The organism is Gracilibacillus timonensis, from assembly GCF_900086715.1.
In the GTDB taxonomy this organism is placed as follows: domain Bacteria; phylum Bacillota; class Bacilli; order Bacillales; family Amphibacillaceae; genus Gracilibacillus; species Gracilibacillus timonensis.
The window spans coordinates 379,112-393,154 of sequence record NZ_FLKH01000012.1 but is presented as its reverse complement, the minus strand read 5'-3'; the positions used below and the strand labels follow the sequence as shown (position 1 = coordinate 393,154).

At 39.8% G+C, this 14,043-nt stretch carries 13 protein-coding genes; 3 read left to right on the top strand and 10 right to left on the bottom strand.

All coding sequences use genetic code 11. The features are described 5' to 3' along the window. The first annotated feature begins 547 nt into the window (after window positions 1-547). From BN6556_RS12885 to BN6556_RS12875, 3 genes are all read left to right on the top strand, one after another. Window positions 548-826: a spore morphogenesis/germination protein YwcE gene (locus tag BN6556_RS12885; protein WP_066192169.1), complete on the top strand. Its 279-nt coding sequence runs from the start codon at window positions 548-550 to the stop codon at window positions 824-826. A 185-nt stretch (window positions 827-1,011) separates the two neighbouring features. After that, on the top strand, window positions 1,012-2,139 hold the full coding sequence (locus tag BN6556_RS12880; RefSeq protein ID WP_066192168.1) for a glycerate kinase: 1,128 nt from the start codon (window positions 1,012-1,014) through the stop codon (window positions 2,137-2,139). 85 nt (window positions 2,140-2,224) lie between these two features. Further along, window positions 2,225-3,181, top strand: coding sequence for a ribose-phosphate diphosphokinase (locus BN6556_RS12875; RefSeq protein ID WP_066192167.1), 957 nt, complete (start codon window positions 2,225-2,227; stop codon window positions 3,179-3,181). Window positions 3,182-4,179: 998 nt separating this feature from the next. Here BN6556_RS12875 and BN6556_RS12870 read toward each other — a convergent pair. From BN6556_RS12870 to BN6556_RS12830, 10 genes are all read right to left on the bottom strand, one after another. Next, complete coding sequence (locus tag BN6556_RS12870) at window positions 4,180-4,788, bottom strand: DUF624 domain-containing protein (protein ID WP_161485706.1); 609 nt, start codon at window positions 4,786-4,788, stop codon at window positions 4,180-4,182. A gap of 27 nt (window positions 4,789-4,815) precedes the next feature. Continuing rightward, window positions 4,816-5,649: a carbohydrate ABC transporter permease gene (locus BN6556_RS12865; RefSeq protein ID WP_078060097.1), complete on the bottom strand. Its 834-nt coding sequence runs from the start codon at window positions 5,647-5,649 to the stop codon at window positions 4,816-4,818. A gap of 17 nt (window positions 5,650-5,666) precedes the next feature. Further along, the gene (locus BN6556_RS12860) at window positions 5,667-6,587 is read right to left on the bottom strand and encodes a carbohydrate ABC transporter permease (protein ID WP_235817528.1); all 921 of its coding nucleotides are present in this window, start codon (window positions 6,585-6,587) and stop codon (window positions 5,667-5,669) included. 57 nt (window positions 6,588-6,644) lie between these two features. Next, window positions 6,645-7,913 (bottom strand): extracellular solute-binding protein, encoded by a 1,269-nt coding sequence (locus BN6556_RS12855; RefSeq protein ID WP_066192163.1) that lies wholly within the window; start codon window positions 7,911-7,913, stop codon window positions 6,645-6,647. Between the two features lie 86 nt (window positions 7,914-7,999). Next, complete coding sequence (locus BN6556_RS12850; RefSeq protein WP_066192161.1) at window positions 8,000-9,028, bottom strand: substrate-binding domain-containing protein; 1,029 nt, start codon at window positions 9,026-9,028, stop codon at window positions 8,000-8,002. Window positions 9,029-9,275: 247 nt separating this feature from the next. Beyond that, window positions 9,276-10,397: a GntR family transcriptional regulator gene (locus BN6556_RS12845; RefSeq protein WP_066192159.1), complete on the bottom strand. Its 1,122-nt coding sequence runs from the start codon at window positions 10,395-10,397 to the stop codon at window positions 9,276-9,278. 479 nt (window positions 10,398-10,876) lie between these two features. Further along, complete coding sequence (locus BN6556_RS22845; protein WP_078060095.1) at window positions 10,877-10,987, bottom strand: type II toxin-antitoxin system prevent-host-death family antitoxin; 111 nt, start codon at window positions 10,985-10,987, stop codon at window positions 10,877-10,879. Window positions 10,988-11,051: 64 nt separating this feature from the next. Next, entirely contained in the window at window positions 11,052-11,759 is a 708-nt protein-coding gene (locus BN6556_RS12840) for a YesL family protein (RefSeq protein WP_066192157.1), read from the bottom strand. A 23-nt stretch (window positions 11,760-11,782) separates the two neighbouring features. Continuing rightward, complete coding sequence (locus BN6556_RS12835; protein ID WP_066192155.1) at window positions 11,783-12,868, bottom strand: Gfo/Idh/MocA family protein; 1,086 nt, start codon at window positions 12,866-12,868, stop codon at window positions 11,783-11,785. A gap of 77 nt (window positions 12,869-12,945) precedes the next feature. Next, window positions 12,946-14,028: a Gfo/Idh/MocA family protein gene (locus BN6556_RS12830; RefSeq protein WP_066192153.1), complete on the bottom strand. Its 1,083-nt coding sequence runs from the start codon at window positions 14,026-14,028 to the stop codon at window positions 12,946-12,948. Window positions 14,029-14,043 lie beyond the last annotated feature (15 nt).

Genomic DNA, 14,043 nt, shown 5'->3' with positions numbered 1-14,043 from the left:
ACCGAACCCATTTGTTGCAACGCCGACACTAGTACGTCCTGTACGTCGAAAGTTCAAGGCGGTGCAGCCTCCCGGTACCGGAACGTATGCTTTTCATACGTGAGGAACGGACTCACGCAGGATGTGTTGATTTCTACGTTGCCCACAGGACGTGGGCGACCTTAGTAGAAGATCCTATATTGCCAACGCAGAAATTCGCTGCGTCATTTTTGTTGGTCTTTTTGAACATCCTCTATAAGTTGAATGAAATAATTTCTGATAGATGCTCTTGATCCATTTACGCAGTATGATGAGATAACCAGGGAATAAAGGCGGGATTTTTTGATTTTCCCAATATAGTAGTTGGATTTGTGAAATACAATCAAGGCTTGAATGATATAACATTCAAGCCTATATTTATGCCTATTCTTGTATTTCATCGAATATTATGAACATTTTTTATCTAATTTGTGTCCAAAATTCGAATTAATTGTTACAAAAAAATGAACGAGTGTGTTATAATACAACTGTAAACACTTACAAAGACTACTTAATGAGGTGATAATCAATGGATATTCTTTTGATTTTCTTGTTTATATTTAGCTTTACACCTTTTTTATTATGGGCTGATAAATGGAAAAAGACGGCAATAGGGCAAATACCGTTTGTAATTGGAGCTTGGTTTACGTTTATTAAATATATTACGGTTGGAATCGGATCAGGTGAAATGTATCTATGGGGGCTGTTTTTCGCGAACCTTATCTATGGTCATATCGCCTTCACCATCATTCTATTGGAACTTCGAAAATCCAAAAACATCCGTCGAACCCTTATTGGCGAAAATTAATGCTTCCTGCTAAAAAACGCACTTATTTAAGTGCGTTTTTTTATGGACCAGGCGCGCATCCATCGATCACTAAAGATCTGTTAAGTCTTAGACTAATCGAATCATGTAGAAACATACTTCACTTGTTCGAAAACGATAACTTTACTATAATCAAGTTATCAATTACATACTGGAGGAAATAAAAGATGAAAGTCGTTGTTGCACCCGATTCATTTAAGGGCAGTCTATCTGCCGCAGGAGTGGCCGAAAATATACAAATGGCCATAGAGGAAATTTCCGACTCTCACGTTATCACCAAACCAATGGCGGACGGCGGTGAGGGTACAATTGAGGCTATTTTATCTGCTAAACAGGCAAGACGTATGAAATTAATGACAGCTGGTCCATTAGGAGAAGTAATCGAGACGAGTTATGCAATTATCGATAAGCAGACCGCTGTGATTGAAACGGCTATGCATGCTGGACTTTATCAGGTCCCTGAACACAAAAGAAATCCTGACTGGACAACTTCATTTGGCATTGGGCAGGCGATTTCCGCAGCCCTTGATCAAGGTTGTACACAGTTTATCGTTGGACTAGGGGGCAGTGCCACTAATGATGGAGGTTTAGGCATGCTGCAGGCGTTAGGTTTAAAAGCATTTGATACTGCCGGCAATGTTTTAGATAAGTATGGGCAGGACCTGCTGGAAATGGACCGTCTTGATACATCTGGCATTGATAAACGTGTCTTTCAAGCCGATTTTCAGATTGCATGTGATGTAGACAATCCATTATGCGGTCAGCACGGAGCTAGTTTGATTTACGGACCGCAAAAAGGCGCTACCCCTGAACAAATCAAACAGTATGATCAGGCCCTAAATCGCTTTGCATCGTTGTTAGAAGAACAGCTTCATGGTCATTGGAGAGATACTGCCGGTGCTGGCGCAGCTGGGGGATTAGGTTTTGCCTTTCTTACCTTAAATGGTCACTTGTCCTCTGGTGCTAAATTAATTGCAGAAGCAATCGATTTGGAGCAGCATATCAAGGAAGCAGACTTTATTATTACAGGTGAAGGGCAAAGTGATGAACAAACCTTATATGGTAAAGCTCCTGGATATGTGGCAGAACTAGCCAATCAATATCAAAAACCGGTAATTCTATTATCTGGTGCCATTGTTCCATCTGAAAAATTGCGACAGCACTTTTATGGTTGTTTTTCCATTGTCAACCGACCTCTTTCATTAGAAGAATGCATGTCACAAACAAGAGAATTATTGAGGGAACAGACCAAGCAAATTTTCACTTTCATTCAACACTTTTTTAAGCAAAGATAACTTGAGTCTTTCACCACTTTTTGCGATAATAAGAATAAAGTAAATTACTTGAAACATTTTCAATAACATATAGGAGGTCTTTTGCTTGCGTGATAGATATCAAAACACTAAATTAAAAGTACTTGCATTAAATTCAAACATACCCTTAGCCGAGGAAATCGTACAACATATTGGTATTGATTTGGGGAAAACTTCGGTGAAAAGATTTAGTGATGGAGAAATGCAAATCAATATTGAAGAAAGCATCCGAGGTTGTGATGTATTTGTTATCCAATCCACCTATCAACCAGTAGAAGATCATGTGATGGAGCTGTTGATTATGGTGGATGCTTTAAAAAGGGCTTCCGCTCGCTCTATCAACGTGGTTATCCCTTATTTTGGATACGCAAGGCAAGACCGCAAATCTCGTGCACGGGAACCTATTACGGCTAAGCTACTTGCCGATTTAATCGAACAAGCTGGGGCAACGAAAATTATATCCGTTGATTTACACGCCCCTCAAGCACAAGGCTTTTTTGATATTCCTGTTGATCCGATTACAGCTATCCCGCTGATCGGCAGTTACTTAGAAACCAAACAATTGGAGGATGTTGTCGTCGTTGCTCCTGACCATAGCAGTGTATCACGCGCTCGCCAATTGGCAGACCGTCTTAAGGCCCCCATAGCGATTATTGACCGTCGTGGCCCTCGTGATCATGCCGCTAATATCGATGTAGTGGGAGAAGTAGAAGATAAGACGGCGATTATCATTGATGACATTATTGACACAGCCTATCGCATTACCACAAGTGCACAGGCATTAAAGAATAACGGGACAAAAGCAATTTATGCCTGTACGACGCATCCCGTACTTTCTGATGATGCAATTGGCAGAATAACGGATTCTGTATTAAAGGAATTAATTGTAACGAATACGATCCCTCTTTCTGAAGATAAGAAGATCGACCGCATTACCCAATTGACGGTTGCACCTGTTTTGGCTGAAGCTATTGTTCGCCTCTACGAACAGCAATCGATCAGTTCCTTGTATCGTACCATCTAGTGTAAAAAGACCGGGTCAATGCTCGGTCTTTTATTTATAAGCAAAGTATAATCCTTGGTATAATAGGACTTGAAATGTTTTTGATCTGGAACGAATCGCGATACCGATAAGATGGATGATGTTAAGTAACAAGTCCATCTATTCCGTGTAGTAAAGTTGAGTGTTTGTCTCTGCTAGATGGCGCTCCGAAAATAGGTTCCGCGTTCCGTGGGCTTGCGCTCAGCCTCCTTGTCAGCGAAGTTCGCTTCCTGCGGGGTCTTCACACTGCGCTTTCCCACAGGAGTCTCCACTTATTTTCTCCGCTGAGTAGTAGTACTACTACAATCGAATGGACTGCTTAGATGAAGGAATCGAGGCACTATCATCCTGCAAAATAAGCTAGCCACAACACCTTTTTAGAGAATGATTTGCTCGTTATTATTCTTATAGATAGAAGGATTATTTCGTAGCATGGATCTATCGCGATGCCGAAAAATCGGTGGACGGTTTGTTTCTTTTTGTTAACGTACTATCTATATACTTAGAAGCCTTCCTTTTTGCAGTAACAACCATTGTTGTACGTCTATCTAGCGGAGGGAATATGCGGAGACTGGAAAATGGTTTACAGGCTAAAATCGCAACGTCCTGGGACTGCGATTACTCGCCCCACCGAAGCCCATTTGTTGCAACGCCTGCACTTGCACGTCCTGTGCATCGCAGGACGTGCTGAAGATCCACTAAAAAGCGGGTTTCTTTTTAGTTAGCTGACGCCGGCCCCACGGTATAGGAAACACGGCGAGAGTGGTCTTTGCTCGAGTCGCTTGTTGACTTATGCCCCGCGGGTAAAAGCGCAGCATATTCCCGGAGCGTTCGCCTAGCACAAAAAAACGGTCAAAGTCAACTGCCCACAAAAGTGGTCTACTTAACATAAACCATCTTATCGGCAGTTCATATCTAGCTTTGGGTAGCAGTAAAGAACCGGGCGAATTTTGCCCGGTTTTTCTTACTAAATGATCCTTCTATGAATGATTAGAATTACTCTGTAATCGCTCATATAAATGATTGATCACCGCCATTTGCAGAAATGCTATGGGAATCATACCAAACAATAGCAACAACGCCGGAAAAAGATAAACAATCCATAGAAAAATACCAGCAAATAATAATTGCAAGAGAAACGCGCTCAATGATTGAACACCGAATTGAAATATCAGCACAAAATAGCTTCGACCCATCCCCTCCCAATGAATAATCACCGGAATAAAATAGATCCACTCAATCAATAAAATAATGGAGAATAAGGTCAACAATGCATACATTATCAACCGAAACACTTCACTATAAAGGGGAACATATAAGAAATTAAGCATCATCATAACGGTCAAAAAAAGTAATGTGTAACCGATTTTATTGGCTAACCAATAATTGTCTTGAACATAGGTTTTAAAAAGGTGACTGAGTTTCTCTGTTGGTCTATGTAACATCCAGTGTCTTACAATCGCATATAGTGCCGCTGTAGCAGGAAACACCCCCAAAACTACTGCTCCTTTTAGGATATGCCATAACCATAACAGATGTAATTGTAATAGCTCCCATAGCCAATCTGAAAATACAAACGTTCTATTCATGATCATATACCGTCCTAATCAATTAGATTATTTGATAGCCCCTTCTGTTAATCCAGAAATAAATTGCCTGCTAAAGATAAGAAATACTAATAAAATAGGCAAGGTAGCTAAAAATGTCCCGGTCAAGATAAGAGAGTAATCGGTATTATATACATCATTCAAAGTTCTTAATGCGATTTGTAAGGTTTGTACACTACTATCTTTTAACACGACCAAAGGCCAAAGAAAATCGTTCCAAGTAGCCATAAATGTAAAGATACCTAGTGTTGCCAATCCTGGTCGTACAGCAGGTAAGACGATATTGAGAAAAATCCGAAAATTGCTGCACCCATCTATCCTGCCTGCTTCGATTAATTCATAAGGTACGGCTGATGATATATATTGCCTCATCCAAAATACCCCAAACGCATTCACGGCAGCTGGAACAATAACGGCTTTTAAGTCATCTACCCATCCCAAATTGGTCATGATCATAAAATTCGGGATTAAACTTAACTGTGGTGGGATCATCATCGTAGCAATCACGAAAATAAAAAAACCATCTCTGCCTTTGAAGTTCAGTTTTGAGAAGGCAAAACCAGCTAAGGAACAGAAAAACAACACAGAAACCGTGACCACTACCGAAATAAACACCGAATTCCAAAGCACCTGTAAAAAAGGAATCTTATCAAATACTGCTAGCGTATTATCAAAAAAATTTGATCCTGGGATAATAGCTGGCGGAAAATGATTGATGGCAGAAGTAGTATTGGAACCGACGACAAACATCCAATAAAAAGGAAAAATTGACAATATCGAACAAACAAACATAAATGTGTACATTACTATTTGTGATAGTTTCTTTTCGCCCACTTGACTCACTTGGTTTCCCCTCCTTCTTACGTTGTACTAATTTTTCTTGTTAGATAAAGATTGACTAAAGAAAAGATAATGATGATAAAAAATAACATCCAAGCAATAGCAGCAGCATAACCAAATGAAAAACGGTTAAATGCTTCTTGATATAAATAGAGAGTCATCGTTAGCCCCTGAGATTGCGAACCTTCTCCAAACAATAACGGTTCTGCAAATAACTGCATACCACCGATGGTCGACTGTACGACCGTAAAGATGATAATTGGGCGTAAAAGCGGTACCGTTATATGTAGTAATTGTTGTAGTTTACTCGCCCCATCAATAGTGGCAGCTTCATATAAATCCTTAGGAATTCCTTGAAGCCCCGCTAAATAAATAATGGCATTATAACCTATCCAGCGCCACATCACCATCACTGCAATCGCAATATGTGTACCAAAATATGATCCACTCCAATTAATCGCATCAAGCCCTAAAACGGATAATAAATAATTGACTAAACCATATTGCGATCCAAAAATCACGGAGAAAACCAAGGCTACTGCTACGACAGAAGTGACGTTAGGCATAAAGATCGCTAACCGAAAAAAGGACTTATACTTCAAAAATGTTTGATTTAAGAAAAAAGCAATGAACAGTGCCATGATTAATTGAGGAATGGTGGATAATGCCCAAATACTAAAGGTATTACCTACCGATTTCCAAAATAACGGGTCGTTTACAATTAAACCAATATAGTTTGTTAGACCAATAAACTCCGTTGTCCCTAAAATATCCCACTTATGAAAAGATATATATAACGTAAACACAAGTGGAAAAACACCAAAGATACCAAACAAAACAAAAAATGGCGATATAAACAAATATCCAGATTTTAATTCACTCATTTTTTGATGATACTTTTTGATCGGTTTCGATAAGCTTTGTTCTGTTTGCATTACCATTGCCTCCTTCCATTTAGGGATAGAGAAGCTAGTAACTCCCCTATCCTAAGTAAAAAATTATTGACGACCTAGCTGGCGTTCTGCTTCCTCGAGCGCCTGGTTCCAAGCTTCTTCTTCGGAAACACTTCCATCTTCAATGGATATCAGTGCATCTTGAAATAACTCACTAATTGGGTCATGCATTACACCCTTGTACCCTGCTACTATTTCTTCAGCCGCTTCCGCATATAACACACCTAATTGATCACTGTTTACAAAATCATCTTCCAGGTTTTGAATAGCTGGCTCATCATATACCCCTGGTGTAGAAGGGAACGGACCACCATTCTCAAATATTCTTAATTGTTGCTCCGGTGCCATGATCCATTTAGCAAAATCATAAGCATCTTGTGGGTGCTCACTTTGCTTTGGAACGGTTAAGAATGAACCACCGAAGTTGCCTGATCCCTCTGGCATAAAGGTAATATTCCATTGTCCAGCAGTATCCGGTGCCGCATTTTTTACATTTTGCAGCATCCATGGTGGCAGCAATACAGTGGCAATTTCCCCATTACCTAGCGCTGTTCCCCACTCAGGAGTACTTCTTTCTATATTCATCGAAATATCAGTAGCATCTGAAGCAATCTCCCAGGCTTTCAAGCTCTGCTCGCTTTCATCCCCAATAAACTCCTCATCTGTTGTAAAATACTGCGTCTCTGCTTGATCTAAAATAGCTAAATATAAATCCGTTGTTCGGTTAATCATATAAGCGTCGGTATTTTCTCGTACTTGTCTGCCTGCCTCTACATATGCATCCCAAGAATCAATCGCCGCTGCCACCTCATCTGGATCAGTTGGTAAACCCGCTTCTTCAAATATATCTTCTCGATAAGCCATTACCATCGGACCAACATCTGTTGGCACGCCTAACAGAAAATCCTCTTCTACGTTAGTTGCTTGTGCCCACTTTGCATCTAAATAAACACCTTCTAATTCTTCTCCTCCAAAATCAAATAAATTATTAAATTGATCCTGATTTTGCTTCATTTGGTCAAGGTATCCCTGATCCACGGCTGAAATATCAGGGGCACCAGAGCCAGAAGCAAGGGCTGTTATTAAATTTTGATGAACATCTCCATATTCTGCTTCTTGAATCGTAATCGTTATACCTGTTTCTTCTTCATATTCCGCCGCCAGTTCTTCTAAACCAAAGCCTGGCCATGCCCACATCGTTAATTCTGAAGCGCTTTCATTACTTTCAGAAGAACTTTCGTTACTATTACATGCTACTAACACAGCCAATAGCAGCACAAATACAGCTAATAGCAAAAAGACTTTGTTTCTCAATGCTAACACCCTTTCTTGTTATTCTTGTTATTTTATTTGTTATTACAAGAAAGATGTTATCACAAAAATCATGAAGTGTAAACGTTTTATTTTTTCGGTTTTGCTGTCGATTTTCTGATAAGAAGCTCACAAGCGATCTGAACACGTTCATTTGGAAAAAAACGATTTTCTAAACGCCACATTAATTCACTAACTGCTCGTTGACCGATTGCTTCTTTCAGCACTTGAACAGTGGTAAGCGGTGGTATATTTTTCATCTTATAGTCAATGTTATCGAATCCTGTTACTGAGATATCACTAGGAATACTTAGACCCTTATCTATTACAACCTTCGATATTTTAGTAGCCATTTCATCATTTGCGCACATGAGGGCTGTCGGTATATTTCTTTCTTCTTCCCAACGGTTGATGTGATGTAAGAACTCTTGCTCAATTCCATTACTATTGTAATCCAACTCTAAAAGATTCCGTTGATTAGAATGGAAGATCCCTTGCTCCTCCAACGCTTCTTTAAAACCTAACCATCTGTCATAGAAGCTCGGCGCGAAACCATTATCCCCTATAAAACAGATTTGCTTATGGCCCAACATCTGCACATGTTTAGTCAATTTATACATCCCTTGAAAATTATCAACAAAAATGCGATCCGCCTGAATGATGTCATCCTCATGATCCACCATCACAAACGGCACTGGATACAGATTACTTAAACTCAACAGCATATCAGTAGGTATGTATCCAACCGTTATTATTCCAAATAATGAATCCCCCTTTATCTTATCCACCAAATGGTCTTTACTAGAAATAACAACAGATCCATAATTCAATTGTTCCAATGTACTGAGAATACCATCAAATACCTTGCCCCAGTAATTAGACTTTGCATTTTGATAGCGCTGATCTGGCATAACCACTAATACAAACCCATCGTTTCTAGCTGTGACTGCCCTCTTCTCTTGATTATTATTAAAATATCCTAGTTGTTCCGCAACAAATAGTATCTTATTTCTAGTACTTTCTTTGACGCCCGGTTGCTTATTTAAAGTTTTAGAAACCACATACTTAGAATAACCGGCTGCATCTGCAATCATTTGCACAGTGATTTTTGAAGCCATATCCTTCATCCTTTTTTGTTAGTTTTGTTATTCTTTATAGTCAAACATTATTATAGATGTTATAATCATTAATTGGAATGGTTATTTTTTTCTTATTACAGGAAGATAATTACTTATTGGTTAATTGGTGGTTTCATGACTAAGTAAGGTGTCATAAACAACACGTTCCATGATATCCATTATTCTCAAAATGAAGGGGAATAAATTTGCAGCATAAAACAAAAGCGGGAAGCCTCCCGCCCTTATATTATTTTTCCAAATCTACATCGGAAATAGAGGTATCAATCAATGATCGAGTAGAATTCCCCTCCTGGAACGTTGCCTTCACTTGTTCTTTGTCGGAGCCAAGCCCATGTTCCTGCATATACAGTAGCATTTGCAAGGCGCGTCTGCCAATCTCACTTTCATTTTGTTTCAAATGGGTAAAACGCCACTGACTACTCGTTACGGTTGGACTATCAAATGATAAAATCGAAATATTCTCTGGCACCTTTTTCCCTAACTGTTCTACGGCAATTTTGGCTAATACTGCGATCTTATATTCCAAAGCCATCAGCGCCGTCAAATCTGGGTTTTCCTCTAGATACTGCTTCATTAATGCAATATCTCTTTTCTCTGTAGCTGAGATTCGCTTAATTGTATCACACCAATAAGCCCGATTCACACTTACTTTATTCTCTGCAAAGGCACTAACAATCCCATTTAACCGTTCCTTGATCGTAGTTATTTCATAATCTTCAGGAATCAATATCCCAATCTGTTCATGCCCTAAATCAAATAAATAGTTAATTCCTTTCTTCGCTGCATGAAAATTATCGGTTGTGACAGATGGTGCCGCAATTCCATGGAAGCTGCGATCGATTAAAACGAATGGGAATTTATTCACAATCATTTTCAAAATTTCAGAGCTGTAATACTGAGATTTAGCTGGAAAAACGATAAGCCCATCTACCCCGTATTCCAACAGCTCTTTGATCGCATCCTCTTCTCGTTCTGGTATTCCTAGTGAGCGTTTGAGCATAATCAAACATTCACCATGAGCAGCTTCTTCAATACCTTCTATGATCCCTATTCCAAAGCTAGTGTCAAAATTAGGTACGATTAAACCAAACACTGGCTTGGAGTTATTCTCTTTTTCACTCCTTACAGCAGACTCGTTTGTCTTCAGCACAAAGGTGCCCTTCCCCCGCTGCCGCTTAACAAATCCTTCCTGAACCAGCTTTTCCAGTGCTCTTTTACTCGTTATTCGACTGACGGAAAAGGCGTCTGCTATCTCTTGCTCCGATGGTATCTTTTCGCCAATGTTGTACTTTAAAGAAAGGATATCTTGCTTTAGTGATTCATATACTTGTTCATACAATGCTCCCATTAATATCACCTCAAGATCCACGATGTACTTTTACTGCATTAATATACTATTATATCAAAAAAATCGAAGCCTAATGAAAAATTTCGACATTTTCCACTAGAAAAAACAAACAGCAGGTGAAAGAAGCGGTCCAAATTTCGGTCTACGTACGTCTGACTATGCACACGAATGGATCAAACAAGGTATTATCAGGAAATAATATGAGCAAGCAAAGACTTGCTTGTCACACGTTTTTGTTACATTTATAAGTTCAACTTATATAGGTTGCTTAAAGAAACTGTCAGTAGAAATGTTGCTTCCAATATAAAAAAAGCAGTTGCTACAATTTCTTCATCATAGCAACTGCTCTTTTCAGTATTTCTTTATTATAGTCCTCTTTCGTATGGTGAATATACGGACAAAATAATTATTTCCTTCTGTTCTTCATCCACACTATAAACCATTAGACGTCTGTAATAGTAAGATACACTGATGTCTCTTCATTTACTGACCAGAACAGCGTCATCACCATTTTTTGCACTTGTGATTTCAATTGGTGTATGATCATCATTAACTTGTTTAATCAAATTGGTAAAGGTTTTATCTTGCATTAGTTGGATTAATACAGGAACATTTAAGTGCCACTCGAAAAAAGGTTAACCAGCAATACACCAGTTAACCTTTTGCAGATAGGGAGCGTTGATCTATTATTTTGGTAAAGAAACGATGAAAGCCGAAAAAGGAGATATACGCAATCAGTGAACCTAAGAAAAAAGGAATCAAGAAAGTGCTGACATGAAAGCTGCTGTACACAATAACCAGACTAGCTAGACCAAGAATAAGGGTTAGCAATGGATTAACCAAGCTTATAATCAAGGCGTTTTTCATCCCTTGAAAGAGCTGGGTATGCACATGGACGGTCACAGAAAAGAAATGCAAGGTCATCACCAACATAAAAAAACCAATGACAATAAAAAGATAGAGAAAGTTTTCATGCACTCGGTTTACAAAAAAGTAACCATCAATGACTAAAATAAGCCATACAAACGTCAAAACAGCTCCACCAAGCAGACTTTGAATGTAATGCTGCTTCCAATGTTTCCAAAATAATTTGAAAATTCCGATGTCCTCATCTGGAAACAGTATTTTATAACGCAAGACAGCAAACATAGCAGTCGTAGCTGGAAAAAACATAATCGGCGTTAATACCCCAATATATACCACCAAGGCAATGATCTCTTGCATATTATCAACGATTAGCAGCATAAAACCTAGATAAGCGATTGGCAGATTAAACAGGAACCACAATAAATTGGTGACTACGATTGCCATTAACCACTCGGTTACCTTATGCACCTTTCCTGTTAGACCATCCAGTTCCATACAAGCACTCCTTTAGTTAATGATTAGATTTCCGGTATGGATATCTCTACTTCCCTTCCTAACTCGGCTGAACGCAATATCCCATCAATGATCGCCTGATTGATCAAAATTTCTTCGGCAGGTATAGGAGCAGGTTTCCCTTCTTTTACGGCTGTTACAAAATCTCGCACCTTCTCGGTAAAAATATCCAGCGTATGCTGTTGAACCGGTATACTGGTCTCGACATGGTGATGATCTAAATCATGGAACAGTGCGATCGAACCGATTCCACCATCCCAAACACCACTCCACGGTCCGGTACCAGCTGGCGTTAATTTCAAGCCTGCCTCTGTACCTAAAAATAAGGTAGGACCTAGCGAATCCATGTGCATCGCCCAAGATATCTTGAAGTTTAGTACTTTACCACCCTCTAAACGAACCATGGCCACACCAAAATCTTCTACCTCAAACTTATCTGCCTCTGGATGATGAGTAGGGTTGGTACCGAACAGATTGGAAGTAAATGCCGAAACCGTCAGCGGCTTCGGATAATTTAGTGCATTTAAGACAAGATCTAAGGAGTAACACCCAATATCCGCCATCGCCCCTGCACCGGCCAACTCCTTATTAATAAATGTTCCTCCAGGCATTCCGCGGCGCCGTCCGCCACCAGCTTGCATATAATAGACATCCCCTAACTTACCAGAGTTAATCAAGTCTTTTATCGCTTTCATATTTGGATCATATCTAGGTTGGAAGCCTACACTTAGGATTCTATCGTTTGCTTTGGCTGTCCTAACCATTTCCACACCCTGGTCCAAGGTCACTGCAAGTGGTTTTTCCACTAAAACATGTTTCCCAGCCTCTAAAGCTGCCACAGATGTCGCATGATGAGCAACATTCGGCGTACAAACACTAACTGCTTCTAAGTCTAGGGCAAGCAATTCTTCGACACTATCACAACTAGTTGCCCCTTTTATGCCTAATTGTTCAATGAAACCTTCTGCTTTACCAGGAATGATATCGGCAACCGCTACGATTTCCACATCTGAAAAGCTAAGATAAGCCTTTGCATGAGCGGCAGCAATGCCACCGCTCCCGATAATTCCAATTTTTGCTTTATCACTCATGTCATAACCCCTTTAATTCTAATCTAATGTTAAAAATTCACTAATCATATCCAGTAGACGCTTAGGAGCAACTATAATTATGATAAATAAACCGCTTTACCGGTTTTTGCCGATTCATAGATTGCTTCCAAAATTTGCGTGACAACAATGGCTTCTTCTGGTTTTACGACCGGTTCAGTATCCTCTATGATATTATCAATCCATAGTCTTGCCTCTAAATCGGCATCTGTCTCCGCCTTTCCATCGTAAAAAGCAACACCGCCAGAATTGAGTTCCACCTTGGTTTCATATAATTTCCCAAAGTTCTCGCCATTTAATCGCAAACCGTCCTTCATATCGGCCCCGCCTTCTGTACCACTTAAGGAACATTTTGCCTCATCTACTTCTAAAGAGTTTAAGGCCCAGCTAGATTCCAATACGATCGTCGCGCCATTTTCCATCGTGATAAAACCAAAAGCAGAATCTTCCACAGTAAATTCTTCTGGATCCCAGGGACCCCAAGCATTCGCTGCATCCTTTTTCTTACCTAGCTTATGATAAGAAGAACCCATCACCACTTTCGGTTTATAATTATCCATCATCCAAAGGGTAAGGTCTAAGGCATGTGTTCCAATATCAATTAATGGGCCGCCACCTTGTTTTTCTTCATCTAAAAACACACCCCAAGTCGGTACTGCTCTTCTTCTAATTGCATGAGCTTTTGCAAAATAAACTTCACCAAGATCCCCTTGTTCACATACTTTATGTAAGTATTGACTATCTTGACGAAAACGGTTGTTATAGCCAATCGTCAGTTTCTTACCTGTCCTTTTGGCTGCATCGACCATTTCTTGAGCCTCTTCGGTTGTCTTGGCCATTGGCTTTTCACACATCACATGCTTATCCGCTTCCAATGCAGCCACGGTAATCTCCGCATGAACGTGATTTGGTGTACAAACATGAATCACTTCTATACTCGTATCTTGCAGCATATCCTGATAGTTTTGGTATACCTTCGCTCCGTCCACTCCATATTCCTGAGCCGCTTTCTCTGCACGGTCTGCTTCGATATCGCAGAATGCAGCCATCTCCACATGTTTCAATTTGCTCAAACTAGGCATATGCTTGCCATTAGCAATACCTCCACAACCTACAATCCCCACTTTAACTGTTCTTTTCATGCATGTAAGCCTCCT

Bases quoted from the DNA above. Each gene is read 5' to 3' on its own strand.
- BN6556_RS12835 (WP_066192155.1), bottom strand. From the start codon at position 12,868: ATGAGTGATAAAGCAAAAATTGGAATTATCGGGAGCGGTGGCATTGCT.
- BN6556_RS12840 (WP_066192157.1), bottom strand. From the start codon at position 11,759: ATGGAACTGGATGGTCTAACAGGAAAGGTGCATAAGGTAACCGAGTGG.
- BN6556_RS12880 (WP_066192168.1), top strand. From the start codon at position 1,012: ATGAAAGTCGTTGTTGCACCCGATTCATTTAAGGGCAGTCTATCTGCC.
- BN6556_RS12830 (WP_066192153.1), bottom strand. From the start codon at position 14,028: ATGAAAAGAACAGTTAAAGTGGGGATTGTAGGTTGTGGAGGTATTGCT.
- BN6556_RS12870 (WP_161485706.1), bottom strand. From the start codon at position 4,788: ATGAATAGAACGTTTGTATTTTCAGATTGGCTATGGGAGCTATTACAA.
- BN6556_RS12885 (WP_066192169.1), top strand. From the start codon at position 548: ATGGATATTCTTTTGATTTTCTTGTTTATATTTAGCTTTACACCTTTT.
- BN6556_RS12845 (WP_066192159.1), bottom strand. From the start codon at position 10,397: ATGGGAGCATTGTATGAACAAGTATATGAATCACTAAAGCAAGATATC.
- BN6556_RS12850 (WP_066192161.1), bottom strand. From the start codon at position 9,028: ATGGCTTCAAAAATCACTGTGCAAATGATTGCAGATGCAGCCGGTTAT.
- BN6556_RS12860 (WP_235817528.1), bottom strand. From the start codon at position 6,587: ATGGTAATGCAAACAGAACAAAGCTTATCGAAACCGATCAAAAAGTAT.
- BN6556_RS22845 (WP_078060095.1), bottom strand. From the start codon at position 10,987: ATGCAAGATAAAACCTTTACCAATTTGATTAAACAAGTTAATGATGAT.